At 57.1% G+C, this 18,739-nt stretch carries 8 protein-coding genes; 6 read left to right on the top strand and 2 right to left on the bottom strand.

Annotated elements, in window-relative coordinates; all coding sequences use genetic code 11:
- Positions 1–103: 103 nt before the first annotated feature.
- The 5 genes from PT275_RS06770 (at position 104) to PT275_RS06750 (ending at position 12,875) form a co-directional block, all read left to right on the top strand.
- On the top strand, positions 104–2,845 hold the full coding sequence (locus PT275_RS06770) for a KUP/HAK/KT family potassium transporter (protein ID WP_277153532.1): 2,742 nt from the start codon (positions 104–106) through the stop codon (positions 2,843–2,845).
- A 346-nt stretch (positions 2,846–3,191) separates the two neighbouring features.
- The gene (locus PT275_RS06765; protein ID WP_277153531.1) at positions 3,192–5,741 is read left to right on the top strand and encodes a KUP/HAK/KT family potassium transporter; all 2,550 of its coding nucleotides are present in this window, start codon (positions 3,192–3,194) and stop codon (positions 5,739–5,741) included.
- A gap of 151 nt (positions 5,742–5,892) precedes the next feature.
- Positions 5,893–7,437 carry an alpha-L-arabinofuranosidase C-terminal domain-containing protein gene (locus tag PT275_RS06760; RefSeq protein WP_277153530.1) on the top strand — a complete coding sequence of 515 codons (1,545 nt, stop codon included), beginning with the start codon at positions 5,893–5,895 and terminating at the stop codon, positions 7,435–7,437.
- A gap of 439 nt (positions 7,438–7,876) precedes the next feature.
- A complete protein-coding gene (locus PT275_RS06755; RefSeq protein WP_277153529.1) occupies positions 7,877–11,497 on the top strand; it encodes a glycoside hydrolase family 2 TIM barrel-domain containing protein in 3,621 nt (1,206 codons plus the stop codon).
- Positions 11,498–11,882: 385 nt separating this feature from the next.
- A complete protein-coding gene (locus tag PT275_RS06750) occupies positions 11,883–12,875 on the top strand; it encodes an HD domain-containing protein (protein ID WP_277153528.1) in 993 nt (330 codons plus the stop codon).
- A gap of 352 nt (positions 12,876–13,227) precedes the next feature.
- Here PT275_RS06750 and PT275_RS06745 read toward each other — a convergent pair whose 3' ends face one another.
- On the bottom strand, positions 13,228–14,673 hold the full coding sequence (locus tag PT275_RS06745; protein WP_277153527.1) for an ATP-binding cassette domain-containing protein: 1,446 nt from the start codon (positions 14,671–14,673) through the stop codon (positions 13,228–13,230).
- A complete protein-coding gene (locus tag PT275_RS06740) occupies positions 14,670–16,136 on the bottom strand; it encodes an ABC transporter permease (protein ID WP_277153526.1) in 1,467 nt (488 codons plus the stop codon). Before PT275_RS06740 ends, PT275_RS06745 begins: the two co-directional genes overlap by 4 nt.
- 242 nt (positions 16,137–16,378) lie before the next feature.
- On the opposite strand from PT275_RS06740, the gene PT275_RS06735 reads away from it, so the two are divergent.
- Positions 16,379–18,631 (top strand): DUF6541 family protein, encoded by a 2,253-nt coding sequence (locus tag PT275_RS06735; protein WP_277153525.1) that lies wholly within the window; start codon positions 16,379–16,381, stop codon positions 18,629–18,631.
- Positions 18,632–18,739 lie beyond the last annotated feature (108 nt).

The raw sequence follows: 18,739 nt of genomic DNA, 5'->3' as shown, positions 1-18,739 counted from the left end.
AAACTGTCGCTTTAGTCGACAAATGAGCTGCCCGCAAATCGGGCTTGAGGGAAGAAAGTATGTGCGGAGGAGCCTCTGCTTTTCCGCTTTGGAGGACAACGCCATGGCGCAATCGCAGGATCGCGAGTCAAATCAGCCTCAAAATAGGAAAAATCCGCATCATGACGATAGAAAAACCGAAAATGGCGATGCAGGCAGACGGCCGGCAGAGAAAAGATCCGTCCGCAAGCTCGAACAGGAAAGCAAGAAGGCGAGCAAGGCCGCCTCAAAGGCGAAAAGGGAAGCGGCCAGCGCCGAACGGAAGGCGCTTAACGCCGAGAAACGTCTGACAAATGCCGAAAAGAAGGCGTTGCTGCGTGCCGATACCTTCACCAATGCCCCCAAGGTCTCGAAAGACACCTTGACCTACGAAGAGCGCAAGGTCATCGCCAAGCACGAGCAGGAGGAAGAGGAGGAGGCCAAAAAGCTCACCAAGGTCTCCACGCACAGCCGTTTCGGCCGCTGGTGGCGCAAGATGCAGTCGAGCCCCGACAAGGTGACGCTGGGCATGGCCGTTGTCGCGCTCGGCGTGGTCTACGGCGACATCGGCACCTCGCCGCTTTACACCTCGCAGGCGTTCGTCGCCGGCCAAGGCGGGTTCGCCAACATCGACCGTCCGGCGGTCCTTGGCTTGCTTTCGTTGGTTTTCTGGTCGATCACGCTGATCACGACCGTCAAATACGTGTTTATCGCCATGCGCATCGACAACAAGGGCGAGGGCGGCATTTTCGCGCTTTTCTCGCTGATTCGCCACCACGGCAAATGGCTGGTGATTCCCGCGATGCTCGGCGGTGCGGCGTTCCTGGCGGATTCCGTGCTGACGCCGGCCGTCTCGATTTCCTCGGCAGTGGAAGGCCTTAAGACCATTCCGCTGTTCGAGCCGGTGTTCAAATCGAACACCAACCTGACGCTGATCATCACCGTCGTCATCATCGTCATCCTCTTCTGCGTGCAATCGCGCGGCACCGAGCGCATCGGCAAGGTCTTCGGCTCGGTGGTGATGGTCTGGTTCGCGTTCCTTGCGATCACCGGCATCGTCAACATCAGCGGCGACTGGAGCATTTTCGAGGCCATCAACCCGGTCTACGGCATCGAGTTCCTGTTTAGTTCGCATAATCTTTCCGGACTCGCCATCATGGGCACGGTCTTCCTTTCGACCACCGGCGCCGAGGCGCTGTATTCGGATATGGGTCACGTCGGCCGTGGCAACATCTATTTCACCTGGCCCTTCATTTTCGTGGCGCTGGTCTTCAATTACTTCGGTCAGGGTGCCTGGATGCTCAGGAACCAGGGCAACACCGCACTCGGCAATGTCAATCCGTTCTTCGAGATGATGAGCCCGAATGTGCGTTACGTCGGCGTCATCCTCTCCGTGGCCGCCGGTGTGATCGCCTCGCAGGCCTTGATCACCGGCGCGTTCACGATGGTCTCCGAGGCTACCGGCCTGAACTGGATGCCGCACCTTCAGGTGCGCTACCCGGCCCGTACGCGCGGCCAGCTCTACATTCCCACCGTCAACGTCGTGCTGTGCGTGGCGACGCTTGCGGTGCTCGCGCTGTTCAAGGATTCCGAGCATATTTCCGCGGCTTACGGCCTGGCGCTTACCATCACGATGATCACCACGACGATCCTTTTGACCGTCTATATCTGGTTCAAGCATCACCGTGTATTCGCCGGCGTCTTCTTCGTCGTGTTCATCGCCATTCAGACGCTGTTCTTCATCGCATCCATGGCGAAGTTCCTGCACGGCGGCTGGTTCACCATGCTTTTGACGGCGCTGATTCTTTTGATCATGATCACCTGGAACGATGCCACCAAGATCGAGCGGAGCCAGCGTCGGCACATGAAGCCGCGTGATTTCAAGCCTGCGCTCGCCAAATTGCATGACGATTTCCGTCTTCCGTATTTCGCGGACAACATCGTCTACCTGACCTCCGATTCGGAGATGCGCCGTTTGGATACCGACATCTTCTTCTCGATCTTCGCCGACCACCCGAAGCGTGCCCGCGCCTGGTGGGCCGTTTCCGTGGTCACGACCGACGAGCCGTTCACGCGTGAGTATTCGGTCGAGGACTTCGGCACCGATTACATCTTCCGTGTGCGCCTGCGGCTTGGTTTTAAGGTTTCGCAGTCCATTCCGGCTTATATCCATCAGATCATGCATGATCTTTCCGCATCGGGCGAGTTGCCGGAGCAGAAGTCGGTCTATCCGAAGGTGGATGCGGATCCGGACATCGGCACTGTCCGTTATGTCCTGGTGCACAAGGCTTTGATGCCTGAATCGAAGTTGACCGCCCGTGAGGCCCTGTCGCTCAAGATGAAGTACTCGATTCGTCGTGTGGCCGGTTCGCCGGTCAAGTGGTTTGGCCTGGCCCCCTACAACCCGGTGGTTGAGGTCCAGCCGCTCTTCGTGAGCACCCGCCGTCCTCCGCGTTTGAAGCGTGAAGCCTTGCGCGCCAGCAGGCGTCGCGTCGAATCGCGTGATCCGAAAACGTCTCGAAAAGAGGTAAAAGTGTCACGTCGCGGCACTTCCAAGCCGCAGGACGGTTCCGCGAATATCGAGGGCAAGCCCGCCAATGGTATCGGCGTCGCCGAACTCGCCAAAGGTCGCAAGGGTCTCGGCAATCTCGCCAAATCCGTAAAGTTGCAGAAGATGCAGAGCAAGGAAGTCGAGACTCAGGCTTCGGCCGAAGATATCGGAAAGAAACATGATGTCGCCGAGCGCAAGAAGGTCGACACCGGCGAGCAGACCACCGTCTTGCCGCGTCCCGATAACGGTGACGAAAAATCCAAGAAGCAGGCATAGCAGGTAAACGAAAATCAGAGTCAGGTGCGTCATCCGTTTGAGTATGGATGGCGCACTTTCGTATTCTTGCGCTTGCCTGACTTATGGTTTTGATGCTCAAAGCATAAACCGAAGGACGGGGCATTGCGATATTTTCCTCATAAGTCCCCGAAATTACTGGTTTTCTACCGATTCGAATGTTTGTTATCTATTAATGATTCTCATTGTGTCAAAATAACCGATTCCGATTTTGGTTTTCACAAATAGATGGCTAGACTTGCCCGTTGGTCTTTAAATGAGAACGCCCGGTACACGGGTTCGAGAAGAAGACAAGTGCGTAGAGGTTTCCGTTCTTGGAGGGCAAATCATGGCGCAACCGCAGAATCATGGGTCAACTGGATCTCAAAATAGTCAACAACCCGAAAACCATCAGCAACCGCAGGGGGAGCAAGACCGGCAGGCCCATCCCGACCGTCGCGGGGGACACAAGGCGGTGAAGGCCGAGAAAGAGGCCGTGAGCGCTGAAAAGAAGGCCCTGAACGCCGAAAAGCGTGCGGCGGAGGCCGAAAAGAGGGCGTTGCTGCGCGCCGACACGTTCACCAATGCCCCGAAGGTCTCGCGTGACACGCTGACCGAAGAGGAACGCAAGGAAATCGCCAAGCACGAGCATGAGGAAGAGGTTGAGGCCAAAAGGCTGACCAAGTCCTCGCATGGCCCGCTTGGCCGCTGGTGGCGCAAGGTGCAGTCCAGCCCCGACAAGGTGACGCTGGGCATGGCCATCGTCACCCTCGGCGTGGTCTACGGCGACATCGGCACCTCCCCGCTTTACACCGTCCAGACGTTCCTGGCCGGTCAGGGCGGGCTTCCGAAAATCGACCGGCCTGCGGTTTTGGGTATGCTCTCGTTGATTTTCTGGACGTTGCTGCTCATCACCACCGTCAAGTATGTGTTGGTCGCCATGCACGCCGACAACAAGGGTGAAGGCGGCATTTTCGCGCTCTTCTCGCTGGTACGCCACTATGGCAAATGGCTGGTCGTGCCCGCAATGATCGGCGGCGCGGCCTTCCTGGCTGATTCCGTCTTGACCCCGGCCGTCTCGATTTCCTCGGCAGTGGAAGGCCTCAAATCCATTCCGGCTTTGACCAACGCGTTCCAGGACACCCCGAACCTGACGCTCATGATCACCATCGTGATCATCATCCTGCTCTTCTGTGTGCAATCGCGCGGTACCGAGAGCATCGGCAAGGTTTTCGGCTCGGTCGTCCTGGTCTGGTTCGCGTTCCTCGCGCTGGTCGGGCTGGTCAACGTCAGCGGCGACTGGAGCATGTTCGCCGCCATCAACCCGGTCTACGGTTTCCGCTTCCTCTTCAGCTCGCATAACGTCGCCGGCCTCTCCCTGATGGGCACGGTCTTCCTGGCCACCACCGGCGCCGAGGCGCTCTACTCCGACATGGGCCACGTCGGCCGCGGCAACATCTACTTCACCTGGCCCTTCATCAACGTCGCGCTGGTGTTCAATTACTTCGGACAGGGTGCTTGGATGCTCAAGAACCAAGGCAACACCACGCTCGGCAACGTCAACCCCTTCTTCGAGATGATGAATCCGAACGTTCGCTACTTCGGTGTCTTCCTTTCCGTGGCGGCTGGCGTCATCGCCTCGCAGGCGTTGATCACCGGTGCGTTCACGATGGTTTCCGAGGCCACCGGCCTGAACTGGATGCCGCACCTTCAAGTGCGCTACCCCTCGCGTACCCGCGGCCAGCTCTACATCCCGACCGTCAACGTCGTGCTGTGCATCGCTACGCTCGCCGTTTTGGCGCTGTTCAAGGATTCCGAGCACATTTCCGCGGCTTACGGTCTGGCGCTTACCATCACCATGCTGGCCACGACGATCCTGTTGACCACCTACCTCTGGCATCGCCGCCATCGCGTGGCCTCGATATGCTTCTTTGCCCTCTTCATCACCACCGATTCGCTTTTCTTCATCTCCTCGATGTCGAAGTTCCTGCGTGGCGGCTGGTTCACCATGCTTTTGACGGCGCTGATCCTTCTGGTCATGATCACCTGGAACGACGGCACGAAGATTGAGCGGAGCCAGCGTCGTCATATGCGTCCTCGCGATTTCAAGCCTGCGCTCGCCAAATTGCATGACGATTTCCGTCTTCCGTATTTCGCGGACAACATCGTCTACCTGACCTCCGATTCGGAGATGCGCCGTCTTGACACCGACATCTTCTTCTCGATCTTCGCCGACCACCCGAAGCGTGCCCGCGCCTGGTGGGCCGTTTCCGTGGTGACCACGGACGAGCCGTTCACACGCGAGTATTCCGTGGAAAATTTCGGCACGGACTATATTTTCCGTGTGCGCCTGCGGCTTGGTTTCAAGGTTTCGCAGTCCATCCCGGCTTATATCCATCAGGTGATGCATGATCTTTCCGCTTCGGGCGAGTTGCCGGAGCAGAAGTCGGTCTATCCGAAGGTCGACGCCGATCCGGACATCGGCACCGTCCGCTACGTCCTGATCCACAAGGCTTTGATGCCGGAATCCAAGATCACCGGCCGCGAGGCCCTGTCGCTCAAGATGAAGTACTCGATTCGTCGTGTGGCCGGTTCGCCGGTCAAGTGGTTCGGCCTGGCCCCTTACAACCCGGTGGTCGAGGTCCAGCCGCTCTTCCTGAGTACCCGTCGTCCTCCGCGTTTGAAGCGTATGGCGTTCCGTAACAGCACACGACGGAAGGCCGTTTCTCGGCAAGCCGAAAAGGATAACGGGGAATCTGCTGGTACTGTTTCCAACAGTGCGTCCGGCAGTGCATCCGGCAGTGCGTCCGGTACCGCTTTGAAGCCTTCCGGTGCCTCAAAGGCCGTTGATAAAACGGATGAAAAGGATGTGGCCAAGGAGAGCGGCAGCAAGAGCTGATTGATCATTTCCATTGCCCTCCCCAGCGTATGGCAATGCCGGTGTTTTGTCGTTCCGCGTGCGAATCGGCAGGAGACACCGGCATTTCGTACAGGTTCCGCTACCATAATGTTGCGTACAACGTTGTAGTCCAGTGATGTGAGGAATTGAAATGGCCCAGACGTCATCCGCCAATGCGGCACAGTTGATCGTCGATAATGATTTTGAAGTGGCGAAAGTCGATAAGCGGCTGTTCGGTTCGTTCGTCGAGCATCTTGGCCGTTGCGTGTATACCGGAATCTATGAGCCTGGCCATCCCACGGCCGATGCCGATGGGTTCCGTGGGGATGTCATCGATCTGGTGCGTGAACTGGGAGTGACCACGGTTCGTTATCCGGGCGGCAATTTCGTTTCAGGATACCGGTGGGAGGATGGCGTCGGTCCGAAAGACCAGCGTCCGCGGCGGCTTGATATGGCTTGGCATTGCACCGAAACCAACCAGTTCGGCCTGCACGAGATGGCCAAGTGGATTGACAAAGTCGGCGACAATGAGCTGATGGAGGCCGTGAACCTCGGCACCCGCGGCCTTGAGGATGCGATGGATCTGCTTGAGTATGCCAACATTCCGGGCGGTACGGAACTTTCGGAAAAGCGTCGCGCCAACGGCGCCGACAAGCCCTTTGACATCCGTATGTGGTGCCTCGGCAACGAGATGGACGGTCCGTGGCAGCTCGGCCACAAATCCGCCGAGGACTACGGCACGCTGGCCCGTTCCGTAGCCGCCGGCATGCGTCAGATGGACTCCGATCTTCAATTGGTGGTCTGCGGTTCCTCATCCCATGCCATGTCGACATTCGGTGAATGGGAACAGACCGTGCTGGGCAAGGCCTACGATCTGGTCGATTTCGTTTCCTGCCATGCCTATTACCAGCCTTTCGATGGTGATATGGCCAGCTTCCTCGCCTCCGGCGTGGATATGGACGGGTTCATCCGCGATGTCGCCGCATCCATCGACGCCACCAAGGCGAGGCTCAAGAGCAAGCACGACGTTTTCATCTCCTTCGATGAATGGAACGTCTGGTACGCAGGCCAGGAGCCAAGCAAACTTCCCGAAGGCATCGGCAACTGGCCGGTGGCACCGCACCTGTTGGAGGACGTCTATTCGGTGGCGGATGCCGTGGTGGTCGGCGATCTGATGATCACCCTTTTGAAGAACGCCGACCGCGTGCACGCCGCGAGCCTCGCGCAGCTCGTCAACGTTATCGCGCCGATCATGACCGAGCCCGGCGGCCCGGCTTGGAGGCAAACCATATTCTATCCGTTCTCGATTACGGCAAGGTTGGCGAAAGGCGGTACGGTGATCGAACCGAAGCTCAGCTCGACGCAGGTTCGTACGCCGAAATTCGGTGAGGTCGATGGAGTCAATGCCGTCGCGGTGCGTGGCGCCGATGGTTCGGTGTCTGTTTTCGTGGTCAATCGTTCTCTTAGCGAACCGGCGAAATTCGAGGTTCGACTTCCTGCGGAAATGCGCGACAACCCGAATCTGGATGTTCAGGCGCTCACCCTGCACGACGATGACATCAACGCCAGGAACACCCGCAACGATCAGAACCGCGTCACCCCGCAGGACAACAAAACCGTCACCATCTTCCCGAAATCCGGCATGGTCAAGATCACCCTTCCCGCGGTTTCGTGGACGGCCATTCACGTGAAGTGACGTGTTGATGAGGGTATGAGACGATGTTGTAAAGCGAAGCCCAATTGGCTATTTGCCTTTGTCTGAAGTGGAAACCGGTTTGGTTCGGCGGTGTCTTTGCGCGTGGAGCATGTTGAGTCGGTGGTGTGGGGAAACTGATAGGCCTGTCCCTGCGCGAGAAGGGAAATTAACGGTTCGGGCTGTTTTCAGCCTGTTTGTATGCCGAATTTCCAACGATTCGTTTGGTTGAGCCGTGCGCATATTCTGGTCAGAGTTTCACGATAAATTATGAAGGGATAGTTGTTTGCATATTATTTGTATAAATAGCTATAGAACAATGGACGGTCGTCAGGAGCCGAAGGGTGATGGGGTACAAGCGTGACGGCGGAACCGGCCTCGGCCGCCGTCCAAACAGACGTATGGCCATGGGCATGGCCGGAACCAATTGGAATGTAAAGGTATGACACTGATGTTTATTGCTGATTACTATAAAAACTGTTCGGTGCTGCATGCGGGGACAATGCCGAACCGATCCTATTTCGTGCCGCGCTCGCGGACGGTGAGCAACGATGGGGAGGCGCTTGCTGATTCGGCCTGTTTCGGCGATATTCGCCAAAGCCCTCTCGATCGTTCCGACCGGGTATGTTTGCTTGACGGAACATGGTCGTTCCGCTACTACCGGAGCATCTACGATTTGGATGAGGACGCAGAGGCCGGCCGAACGAGGTTTTTCGATGAAGGGTTCGACCCTGCGCAGGACCTCGGCGCCGGTGCGTTCGGGAGCATCCCGGTGCCTTCGACCTGGGAATGCGAAGGCCATGGCAGGCAGCAATACGTCAACGCGCAGTATCCATTCCCGTTCGATCCCCCGCACGTTCCCGAAGACAATCCCTGTGGCGTTTATGTTCGCTCGTTCGACTACCACGCCGACCCCGATGCGCCGCGTGCATTCCTCGATTTCGAGGGCGTGGATTCCTGCTTCTATGTCTGGATCAATGGCACGTTTGTCGGCTACAGCCAGGTCTCGCATTCCACCAGCGAGTTCGAGGTGAGCAAGGTGTTGCGCGAAGGCGAAAACACTATCGCGGTCCTTGTGCTCAAATGGTGCGACGGCAGTTATCTGGAGGATCAGGACAAGTTCCGTATGAGCGGCATATTCCGCAGCGTCTATCTGTTGCGTCGCCCGCAGGCCGGAATCCGCGATTTCTTTACCCATACGAGCTTGGCGTCCGACCATCGCAGCGCCGACGTTACGGTGGACTTCGATTTTCTTGACGCGGCGGTGGTACCGGTAACGGTTACGTTGTTCGACACGCAAGGTCACAAGGTTGCGACGGCGGTCTCGCATCCTGTTGACGGGGCAAACGAAACCGGTTACCCGATTGTCGGTGCCGCCGATGACGTGATGAACTCCGGGAGTGCTGAGAATTTCCATACACAGGCTTCAGTCGAGTTCCATATCGACAATCCGCAGCTGTGGAACGCCGAGGAACCGTATCTTTATACCCTCGTTTTCGAAAGCGGCGAACCTGGCGAACCTGGCAAACCTGGCTGTGGCGAGGCCATCACCGACCGTGTCGGTATCCGCGAGGTGAACGTACGCGACGGCGTCTTCGAAATCAATGGATCGCCGGTGAAACTTCACGGCGTCAACCGCCATGATTCCAATCCCGTAACCGGTTTCACGGTGACTCGCGAGGACATGCTCACTGACCTGCGGCTGATGAAAGAGCACAATGTCAACGCCATCCGCACCAGCCACTATCCCAACATTCCTGAATTCACCACGATGTGCGACGAACTCGGATTCTACGTCATCGCCGAAGCCGATATCGAAAGCCACGGCGTGGAAATGCAATACGGTTATGGCGACGGGGAACCGCAATTTAACTGGCATGGCGAGATCAACGACAATCCGCAATGGTTCCCTTCCATCCTCGACCGCGTTGAGCGCAGTGTCGAACGCGACAAGAACCACGCCTGCGTCGTGGTCTGGTCGATGGGCAACGAAGCCGGTTACGGGCGAGGGTTCGAACGGGCGCTGGCATGGACGAAGGGCTTTGACGACTCGCGGCTTACCCATTACGAAAGCGCTTTCCACCCCGCCGATGGCAAGGTTTTTGACTACAGCAATCTCGATCTGTACAGCCGCATGTACCCCAGCATTGACGAGATCCGCGAATACTTTGTCAAGGCTTCTCGTGGTGCCGGGAAGGACGGGCACGACGGAGCCTACGGCAAAGGGGATGACCACGCTGTGCGGCCTTACGTGCTTTGCGAGTACTGCCATGCGATGGGCAACGGTCCGGGTGACTTGGAGGATTATTTCGATGCCTGTGAAGACTATCCGGGATTCGCCGGCGGCTTCATCTGGGAGTGGTGCGACCATGCCATTGACCGCGGCTATACGATCGATGGGCGGACCATCTATTCCTATGGCGGCGACAACGGCGAATATCCTGACGACGGCAACTTCTGCATGGACGGCTTGGTCTACCCCGATAGAACTCCACATATCGGACTGAAGGAATTCAAGAACGTCTTCCGCCCGCTGCGGGTTGTGGGTTATGACGAGAACAGCGGCGCGTTGACGTTGCGCAACTATATGGACTTCCTGAACGCCGATGCGTTTACGGTTACGTGGCGGCTGCTAGTTGACGGGAAAACGCTGGGCGAAGGTGTAATCGCTGCCGACGATTCCGCCTTACGTATCGCGCCACACCAACAAGGTGTGGTCAAGCTTAAAGGCGTCGAAGTGCCGGCGAAGGGCAAGGCCACCTTGCAGATTCGTTATGCCTTGCGTTCGGCCGGTGCCATGCTGTCCGCAGGTTTCCCGCTCGGGTTCGACGAGGTTGCGCTCAGGAATGCCGACGGCCGCAACCAGGATGCCGTGAAACTGCTGGAAAGCGGAGATATCGGCGCGGAAACGCCTGTGGAAATGGTTTCGGGCATGTCTGCGGGGCTTTCGGATTCTCGTTCGGCGAATGGCTGCGATTCCGAAGGTGTGATTTCCGCTTCAGATTCAGCAGCGTCAAGGGGCGCTGCCGAAAGGAACGGCATGGTCGATTCGCGTGCCTCGATCAGTGCAGACGTGCCAAGTTCCATAAGCATCGGTGAGACCTCTCGTGACGTTGTCATTTCAGGTTCGCAATGGCGTTATGTGTATGACAAACGTACCGGCACGTTTTCCTCGTTGACCTTTGCCAATCGGCAGCTTATCGATGTCCCGATGGAATTCAACATCTGGCGAGCACCCACCGACAATGACATCAACATTCGTCGTGAATGGCAGGATGCCCGTTACGACCATGCCTCGTCTCGCGCCCAGGACATGCGCGTGGAGCGTTTGATATGTTTGCCGGGGGATGCGGATAAATCCGTCGAAAGCAACACAAGTGCAAATGAAATTGGTGCCGAAGCCACTGGAAATGGCAACGGCCAGGGTAACGTAAGCGGTTCCATGAGCAGGAAGTGCAATGGCGTTCGGATTTCCAGCCGTATCGCCATCGCCTCGCCATCCCGGCAGCCGGTGTTGCGCGTGGATGCCACGTGGACGATACGTTGTGACGGCAGCATCAATGTAAGCCTCAAAGCCCAGCGCGATCCCATCTTCCCGTTCCTGCCGCGTTTCGGCCTTCGGCTGTTTACCCCGAAAGCCATGAATCAGGTTGCTTATTGCGGATACGGTCCCAACGAAAGCTACCTTGACAAGCATCGTTCCAGTGCATACGGCCTTTACCTTTCCACCCCCGAGGCGATGGTCGAGCCGTATATCAAACCGCAGGAAAACGGTTCGCATTATGGCTGTGACTACGCCTCCGTCGGCGACGGGAATGTCACGCTTGCCGCAGCCTCCCCGCAACCGTTCTCCTTCCAGGCGTTGCCGTATACGCAGGAGGAGATGACCGCAAAAGGCCATCGCCATGAACTCGAGCGTTGCCCGTCCAATGTGGTCTGTTTCGATTACGCGCAAAGCGGCGTCGGTTCCAACAGCTGTGGACCGGCTTTGGCCAAGCGCTACCGTCTTGACCCCACCGAGTTCACCTTCAATCTGACCTTGGTGCCGCAACGCGTTGAGTGATAGATGCCAGGTTTGTGCTGTACGCCGCGAAATATGTCGGTATGTAGTTTCCTGAGCTTCTGCATGGTGACCGGCAACGGGCACGTCAACTTTTTTTTGGGGGGGGGCACGCTGAGATGTGATGTACTGCCCCCGAATTTCTGCTCTGCGTAACCGGTGCCAGATGGGTTGTTCCAGGGGTGCGGGCTCTTTTTCGTGTGTTGTGTCTCGAGCCTTTATCCAATAGTCAGCGGAGAGCGCCACATCGTCGTTAGTTCGGTCCAGTAAACGGTTACTCGTGTGAAAGCCTGATTCCCGCCATGCGGCAGTGGCCGGAATCAGGCTTTTGCGTTGGAATAGATTTTCTCAGATTCCGAAGTGAGCAAGACTGAATACAATGGAGGCCATGACCGGATATATCCCTACACTTGCCCAAGCCGAAGAGCTGCATCATAAGATCGCACCATCCAAGGCCGCCTACGATCTTATCCATACCCATTGCGTCATCATCGCCACGATCACCCGTCAGTTGGTTCGCCGGCAAAACGCGCTGTTCGTCCGCCGTTGCACGCTGCCGAAGGACGCTCCCGAACTCACCGGAAAGTACGGGAATGACGATTCCGGCAACGCAACTGCCGAAGCAAACGGTTTTGGGCTCGCTGCTGAAGGTGGTGGTGCCACAGGTTCGAACAATGGTGGCGATGAACGATTCCGAGGAAACCATGGTGCCGATGGTGACAGTGCTCGAAATACAAGTGACGCCGTTGCCGGCAGCGCGAATGCAACAAATTCCGCTGCCGATGCGCATGTCACGCCGGCCACGTTGGCGCAGAAACACAACGGTTCCGCCCCCATCAACCTCATCGAGGCGACGGTTCCGCCCATCGACGGCGTGCGTGGAGGCATGGTGCCTCCGCGTCTGCTTGACGAGAACCTTGCCGTGGTGGGGGCCATGCTTCACGATATTGGCACCTACCTCGTTCTGAAACATGACGGATCGGACGGTGAAAAGCTGCAATTCGACGGGCCGAACTACATTCTGCATGGGCTGCGTGGCTACGACTGGCTGCTTTCGCAGGGTGTTGACGAGTCCATCGCGCAATTCGCGCGCAACCATACCGGAGTGGGACTTACCCGCGAGCAGGTCGTGGCGCAGGGGTTGCCGCTCCCGCCGGCCGACTATGTGCCGATGAACCTGGAGCAGGAAGTGGTGATGGTGGCCGATAAATACAACAGCAAATCCATTCCGCCGCGCTTCCTCACGGCCGAGGCTTACGCTCGCAAGGCCCGTCGCTTCGGCGCCGGCAATGAGCAACAGTGGCTTGATCTCGTCAAGAAGTACGGTGTGCCCGACATTCCTGCGCTCGCCAAACAATTCGGCATGAAGCTGGACGAGTAGCCGGCAGCTACCTTACTGCGACGAAAAGCATAGAATCGGGCTGTTTTTCGTGCTTTTGGTCGCAATGACAAATAAATCGCGACGAAAAGCACGGTTATACATGCTTTTGGTCGCAGCAACAGAATCTCGAGGCGTCAACAGGAAGTCATCTCCATGCAGATCGGGATCGGGAATCGCGAATAAATTCCTTCTGCGACTGGTAGAATGCGGTTTAAGCACAGAATCAGTTGTTTTTGTGCTTAAACCTCCTTTGCAACTCAGCATTGTAAGCATGAAAATGGCTTGACCTTGCGCTTAAATCCTTAAACGCAAGCTTTTCATTCAAGAAGTGATGAGTCTGTATGAGTGGCAGTCAGAACGAGTAGATCTTATCGGCCTTGACCTCGTAATCGGTTGCGTCGCTGTATTCATCTGAATCTTCAATTGTTTCGGCTTCGGTTTTTGCCGTTCCGCGGCCGCTGTTGCCAATGGCTTCGGCAGTTGGTTCGACTTCGGCATCATCGTTTTCGCCGGTACCTACGCTGTCGTTTTGGCTGGTTTCGGCCCCGAAGCCCGGAACCAGAACGATGACACAGCGCTTCGGATCCTGCGTATGGGCGATGCGCGCAAGCAAATCGAGGATGATGCTGCGGTCGCTCGTGTCAAGCCCGCCCAATGGGTCATCGGCAAGAACAACTGTTGCCTCGCAGCAGATGGCGCGCGCGATGGCCAGACGGCGTTGGTTTACCGGTTTTAATTCCGGCACCTTGACGCCAGTGGCGGCCTCATCGAAATCGACGTATTTGAGAATATCGCGTGCCGCTTCGGGAATCGGCTTGAGGAATGTGCGACCGGATGCGCGCATGGTGAACGTCAGATTGGTCAGCGCGTCAAGGTCATCGCGCAGGCTGTAACGCTGCGTGATCAGACCAATGCGATGGCCACGGATCTCATTGGTCTCAAGCTCCAAAAGGCTCTGGCTTTTCACCATGACCTGGCCGCTATCCGCGCGGTAGAAGCCTGAAGCCACCGCTAGCAGAGCGCGACGTTGTTCGTCGTCGGCCCCGGTGATGGCATACAGCGAACCGGCAAAGAATCCCCAGTCGATATTATCCAGTACGTTTCGTCCCGTTTTGCGGTTGGTCAAGGTGACGTGGTCGAGCGCAAAGGTTGGGTTTGGCTTGAGCAGGATGTCGGCTTCAGTGATGGTTTCTTTGTCGAGGCGCGTTGAAACCGCGGTGGCTGGCTCGACGGCAGCCGATTTCGCCTCGTGGGCGATCAGTTCGTCCTCTTCCGGCGCGGCAAGCCCGATCGTTTCGTTGACGTGTTGCGCGTTCGAGGTCGCTACGTTGTCCGGGGTCGCCTTGTCGCCGTCGGTTTCCTTGTCAGCCTCTGATGTGTCTTCGCTGTTTGGCTCTTTGGGTTCGGCTTCGGAAGTGTTGCTCTTTTTTGCTGACGAAGTCCGCTTGGCCGTATGATCGGTCTTGTTTCCGCTTGCCTTGCTGGCTGCCGAATTCGATTTTTTTGTATTGCGTTCTTTTTTCGTTTCGGCAGGATTTTCGGATTTGTCTTCGTTGCCGGCATTGTTGTCGCCGCCGTTGCCGTCGCTATCGGCATCATCGGTGTCATCATTGCTTACGGCATCGTCGATCTGACCAGCAGTTGCCAAGGCGCCAAGATCGAGGGCGTTCTCGTCATCGTCAAAGACCACGTCATACTGGACCGCCGAGGCATCTGCCGAAGTGTCCGTCGCGTTGTCATCCATATTGTCTGGATCGTTGTTCATGGCTTCGTCTTTCGAATCGGTGTTCTTGCTCATGCCTGAGCCTCCGTGTCGTCTTCGGATGCGTTGTCGTCGTTGGTATTGCTGTCTTTGCTGTTTTGCTCGTCGGTATTGGCGTTCGTGTCGTTCTCCGTGTTTTCAACGGTTTGCGCACTCACTTCCGCGTTGGTCGATTGCGTTGCGTTACCGGTTACGTCACGGGTATCGAAGAGGTGTGACGTCCCTGCAAAAATAGCCCGGAAGAACACGATGACGGCCAATGCCGCCACAATGGCGATCGAATACCACATCGGCATCCAGCAGGCCGAGACCGCAGGGGTTGCGAATCCTTTGGCCAGTGCGCCTCCCAAAGGCTTGGCGCACAAGGCCCCGGCGATTCCGCCGATCAACAGCCCGGGAACAGTAGGTATCAGTGTTTCCAAGGAGAATTGCCAGCCGATGCGGGCGCGTGTGACACCAATGACCATATCCATGGCGATTTCGTCACGGCGCTTGCGTAGAGCAAGGGCTACCAACAGCAGCAGAATGACCCCGCCGCCGGCGTAGAGCCCGATGCGCACCTTGCTCATTATGGCGTTCAGAGAATCCAAGGGCTTCAGCGTGGCGTTGTATTGGTCGAGCGTCGGCGAGCTGATCGCGTAGCCCTTCGGAAGCTTCATGGACTTGACTGTTTGCACGAACGTCTTGTACTGGTCGACGCTGTCGAGCTTGAACCCGACATCGAAACGGGGATTGAGCCAGCCTTCCGGATTTTCGCTCAACAGATTGTTGACCGTAAGGGCGGCGGGTTCGGTGTAGATGGCGTTGTCGCGGTTGTCTTTGGCAAGCCTGGCGTCGCTTCCGTGGCCCGCGGGCGCCGGATCGGTGTAGGTGTAGATGCCGCGAACCTTGAATTCATAGGTGTCTGCGGTCGTGGGATTACCGAGCTTGAAGGTGCTGCCCACCTGCAGGTTGTTTTTGCGGGCGAAGGCTTGGGAGACCACGACGTCCTTGCCGTCTTTGCCTTGGTAGTCCAGGGATTTTCCTTGGGTGATCTTGAAGCTTCCCCACGGATTGATCACTACGGAGTTTTTGTCGTAGAAGCTGAACAGTGTGGTCTCGCCGCCTGTTTTCGTGCTGTTTTCGTCGCTTTTGCCCGCGATGGCCTTGAGTGAGCCGGTCTGACGCATCGGCATCGAAACGCTGATCGAGAATTGCGGGTCCTGCACGCCGATCTGCTGCATCGACATCGCGTAGCCGCCGTATTCGTCGAAGGACATGTACTTTTTCACGCTGGAGACGTCGTCGCCTTTGATGGTCTTCTCCATTGCCGCCGTGGGTCGGATGACCGCGACCGGCGCTTGGGCCTTGTAGGTTTCGCCGTGCGCCTTGTCGCTGGCGCTTGACACGGCGGTGGCGAAGACGACGCCGAATATCATGATTGCAGAAACCAACAGCATCATGAGGCTCCGCCATTTATGACGTATCACCGTAGACCCAGCATTGGTAAGCACGAACATCTATTTCTCCTGCGTTCAAGGCCTATAGCCACGACGCTTGGGGCTTTCGCGCCAAGCGTGACATACAGACACCACGTGTTCCCGCCATTTCAGGCTTGCACCTTTTCGATGCTAGGCCGCAGCATAGGCAACAGACCTAAGTATATGTGCCTGAACTTGAAGGAGACGAACAAAACCTCCGGAAATGTTGAGAGTTTCCTGAGAATTTCGCTTGATACAGGCAGCAGGTAGGATAACGGATAATGAATGCGAAATGGAAACAGCGTATAGATAGTGCGGCGCTGCCGGTTTGTTCGGTACTTGGCGTGCTCGTGGCGTTCGGCATCGTTCTGTCATGGTTCCCCAAGACCTGGGATGCGTGGAACCTGCCGTTGCAGGAGATCGATGCGCCGGCCCACTACTATTTCATTCGCAAGCTGTTGCGTGAGGGGATAGGGGCCGCGACCAGGCTATGGCCCAATGACGCTTATTACCCGCCGATGTTTCATATCATTGCCGCAGTCATCATTTCCACGGGCCAGGCATTGGGCATCAAGGTCAATATCTATACCGCATTCAATCTCGTCTGGCTGGTGACGTCAGGGCTTGTCTGGCCGGCGGGCGTATCGCTGTGGGCCAGCTATTGGACGCGCAAGGTCGATGGGGAATTCGCCGATCGGTGGGAAAGCCGTTTTTCGCGTTCCTATGCTTCCCGCGGTTCGCTGAAAAATGCGGGCGAGTCCTCATTGAAGGATTCGCAGTCGCGCGCAGGTGGCGGTGCCGGTGCCAATGCCGCCGCTTCCTTCCCGCCGATCAACGAGAAGCGGCTTTGGCCGGCGATAATGGGTTTGCTGGCGGCGTCGTGGCGTCCGTTCTCGTGTGCGATGATGCTGATTGTGCCGCTGCTTGCCGTCGCGTCGGCCAGCCATCCGTTCCAGATGCTGCTTTCAGGCCCACTGATCGCGTTCGGTCTGGCCACCACGCTTCTGCCATATTGGCTTTACGCGACGTTGCGCTTGTTCGACGCCATCGCCGCCCGTTTCCAGATTTCGCGCTGGCTCACTGCCGCGGTGTTACTCGGCGTGCTTTGCGTTTTCGCGCACCCGCGCATCGCCTTCACCTGGCTGCTGCTGATGGCCCCGTTCATGTTGCTGCGGCTGCCGTGGAAACTGATTCTGGGCGCTTTCGTGGCTGTCGTGATCTGTGCCGTCGCGTTCTTCTTCTACATGATCGGACATTACCATTCGTCCCGTTACCTCGATCCGTCCAGCTGGTTCCATACCTACGTGCCCAATCGCAGTGTGCCGGATGCGCTGCGGGTCTTCTTCACCGACAATATCGGCGGTGCTGCGGGCTGGTTCATGGCTGCCATGGTCATTGCCGCATTGGTGGCCGCCATTGTTGTGGTCATTGCGTTTTTCAGGTCCAGGCTGGTGGTCGTAAAGTTCGATAAACGTTCGGCGGCAAAAGTTCGGCATGGCATCGCTGCGGAGGGCAACGCGTCCGCTGGCACCCGTTCCGATACCGAAAGCGGGGTTGCGCCAGAAAGCGGGGTTGCGTCACCCGTGATTGCAGATTCCGGAGATTCTTACGATTCCAAGGGTGTATACGATATTGACAGGTATGACGCCGACAGGCCGGCTTCTCGGTTTGTCACGCCGACAACGTCGATGGCCAAGGATGCGGTGTCATTGGTTCTTGCGTTTGCGCTGGTGTGTCTGGTGTATGTCTGCTCGACCTCGCTGACCGGCTGGTTCCCGAACATCGTGGCCGGCGCGTGGTACCGCGCCGAAACGCGGCCGCTGACGATGATCCCGTTGGCCAGTATTCCGTTGCTGGTATTCGCAGCCTGTGCTGTTGCGGTGATGACGGAGGAGCCGGTAGCGGATGGTGCGAGGGCCGGAGACGTTTCGCAAAGGGTCAGCGTCAATCTGGGTAAGTTGATTGCGGTTCTCGTACTGGCTGCGCTTGCGATTTCCTGCCAGTTCGGTAATACGACGCGCAACCAGATGAGTGCGTCGCTGGCGAACAACTCGACCTTGGACGGCAAGCCCGAAAACGGAGAGCTCAACCGTGCCAAATATGACGTCCTGAAACAGACCGTCAAGATGACCGGTAACGCTTCGGTGATCATTTCCGACCCGCTCAACGGTTCCATGTACGGTTCGGCGATGTTCGATGCGAATATGTTGTATCCGATTTACAACGCGATGCGTGAAAAGAATGGTGCTATTTTCCCGGCTACCGAATCGGCGTTCGATTCCGGCGATCCGGCCAAACTCAGTGCGACGACCTGCCCGATCGATGGTGATGTTCCCAAATACTTCCTTTCCATGGGCCCGCAGGCGCCGAGTCTGCAGATGTTCACATTCCGCCAGCAGTACGACACCTTCCATCGTCAGGATCTGATCGACGGCTACGTGAAAAACGGCACGCTCGTCAAGGTCAAGGATTTCAGCTCCGAAGGCGACTATGCCAAAGACTGGGCGCTCTACCGCATCACATGCGGCAAGTAAACGCCCAATGTGTGCAAGATAATGGTTTTACGGGTTTGCAAGTCCCCGGTTTCCGCTTCCGTTATATACAATGAAGGTGTTTGATAACGTTGATAACCGAATGGTAAG

The sequence above is a fragment of the Bifidobacterium sp. ESL0745 genome, from assembly GCF_029433335.1.
Taxonomy (GTDB): Bacteria; Actinomycetota; Actinomycetes; order Actinomycetales; family Bifidobacteriaceae; genus Bifidobacterium.
This window is presented reverse-complemented; position numbering and strand designations above follow the sequence as displayed.

Bases quoted from the DNA above. Each gene is read 5' to 3' on its own strand.
- PT275_RS06770 (WP_277153532.1), top strand. From the start codon at position 104: ATGGCGCAATCGCAGGATCGCGAGTCAAATCAGCCTCAAAATAGGAAA.
- PT275_RS06765 (WP_277153531.1), top strand. From the start codon at position 3,192: ATGGCGCAACCGCAGAATCATGGGTCAACTGGATCTCAAAATAGTCAA.
- PT275_RS06760 (WP_277153530.1), top strand. From the start codon at position 5,893: ATGGCCCAGACGTCATCCGCCAATGCGGCACAGTTGATCGTCGATAAT.
- PT275_RS06755 (WP_277153529.1), top strand. From the start codon at position 7,877: ATGACACTGATGTTTATTGCTGATTACTATAAAAACTGTTCGGTGCTG.
- PT275_RS06750 (WP_277153528.1), top strand. From the start codon at position 11,883: ATGACCGGATATATCCCTACACTTGCCCAAGCCGAAGAGCTGCATCAT.
- PT275_RS06745 (WP_277153527.1), bottom strand. From the start codon at position 14,673: ATGAGCAAGAACACCGATTCGAAAGACGAAGCCATGAACAACGATCCA.
- PT275_RS06740 (WP_277153526.1), bottom strand. From the start codon at position 16,136: ATGTTCGTGCTTACCAATGCTGGGTCTACGGTGATACGTCATAAATGG.
- PT275_RS06735 (WP_277153525.1), top strand. From the start codon at position 16,379: ATGAATGCGAAATGGAAACAGCGTATAGATAGTGCGGCGCTGCCGGTT.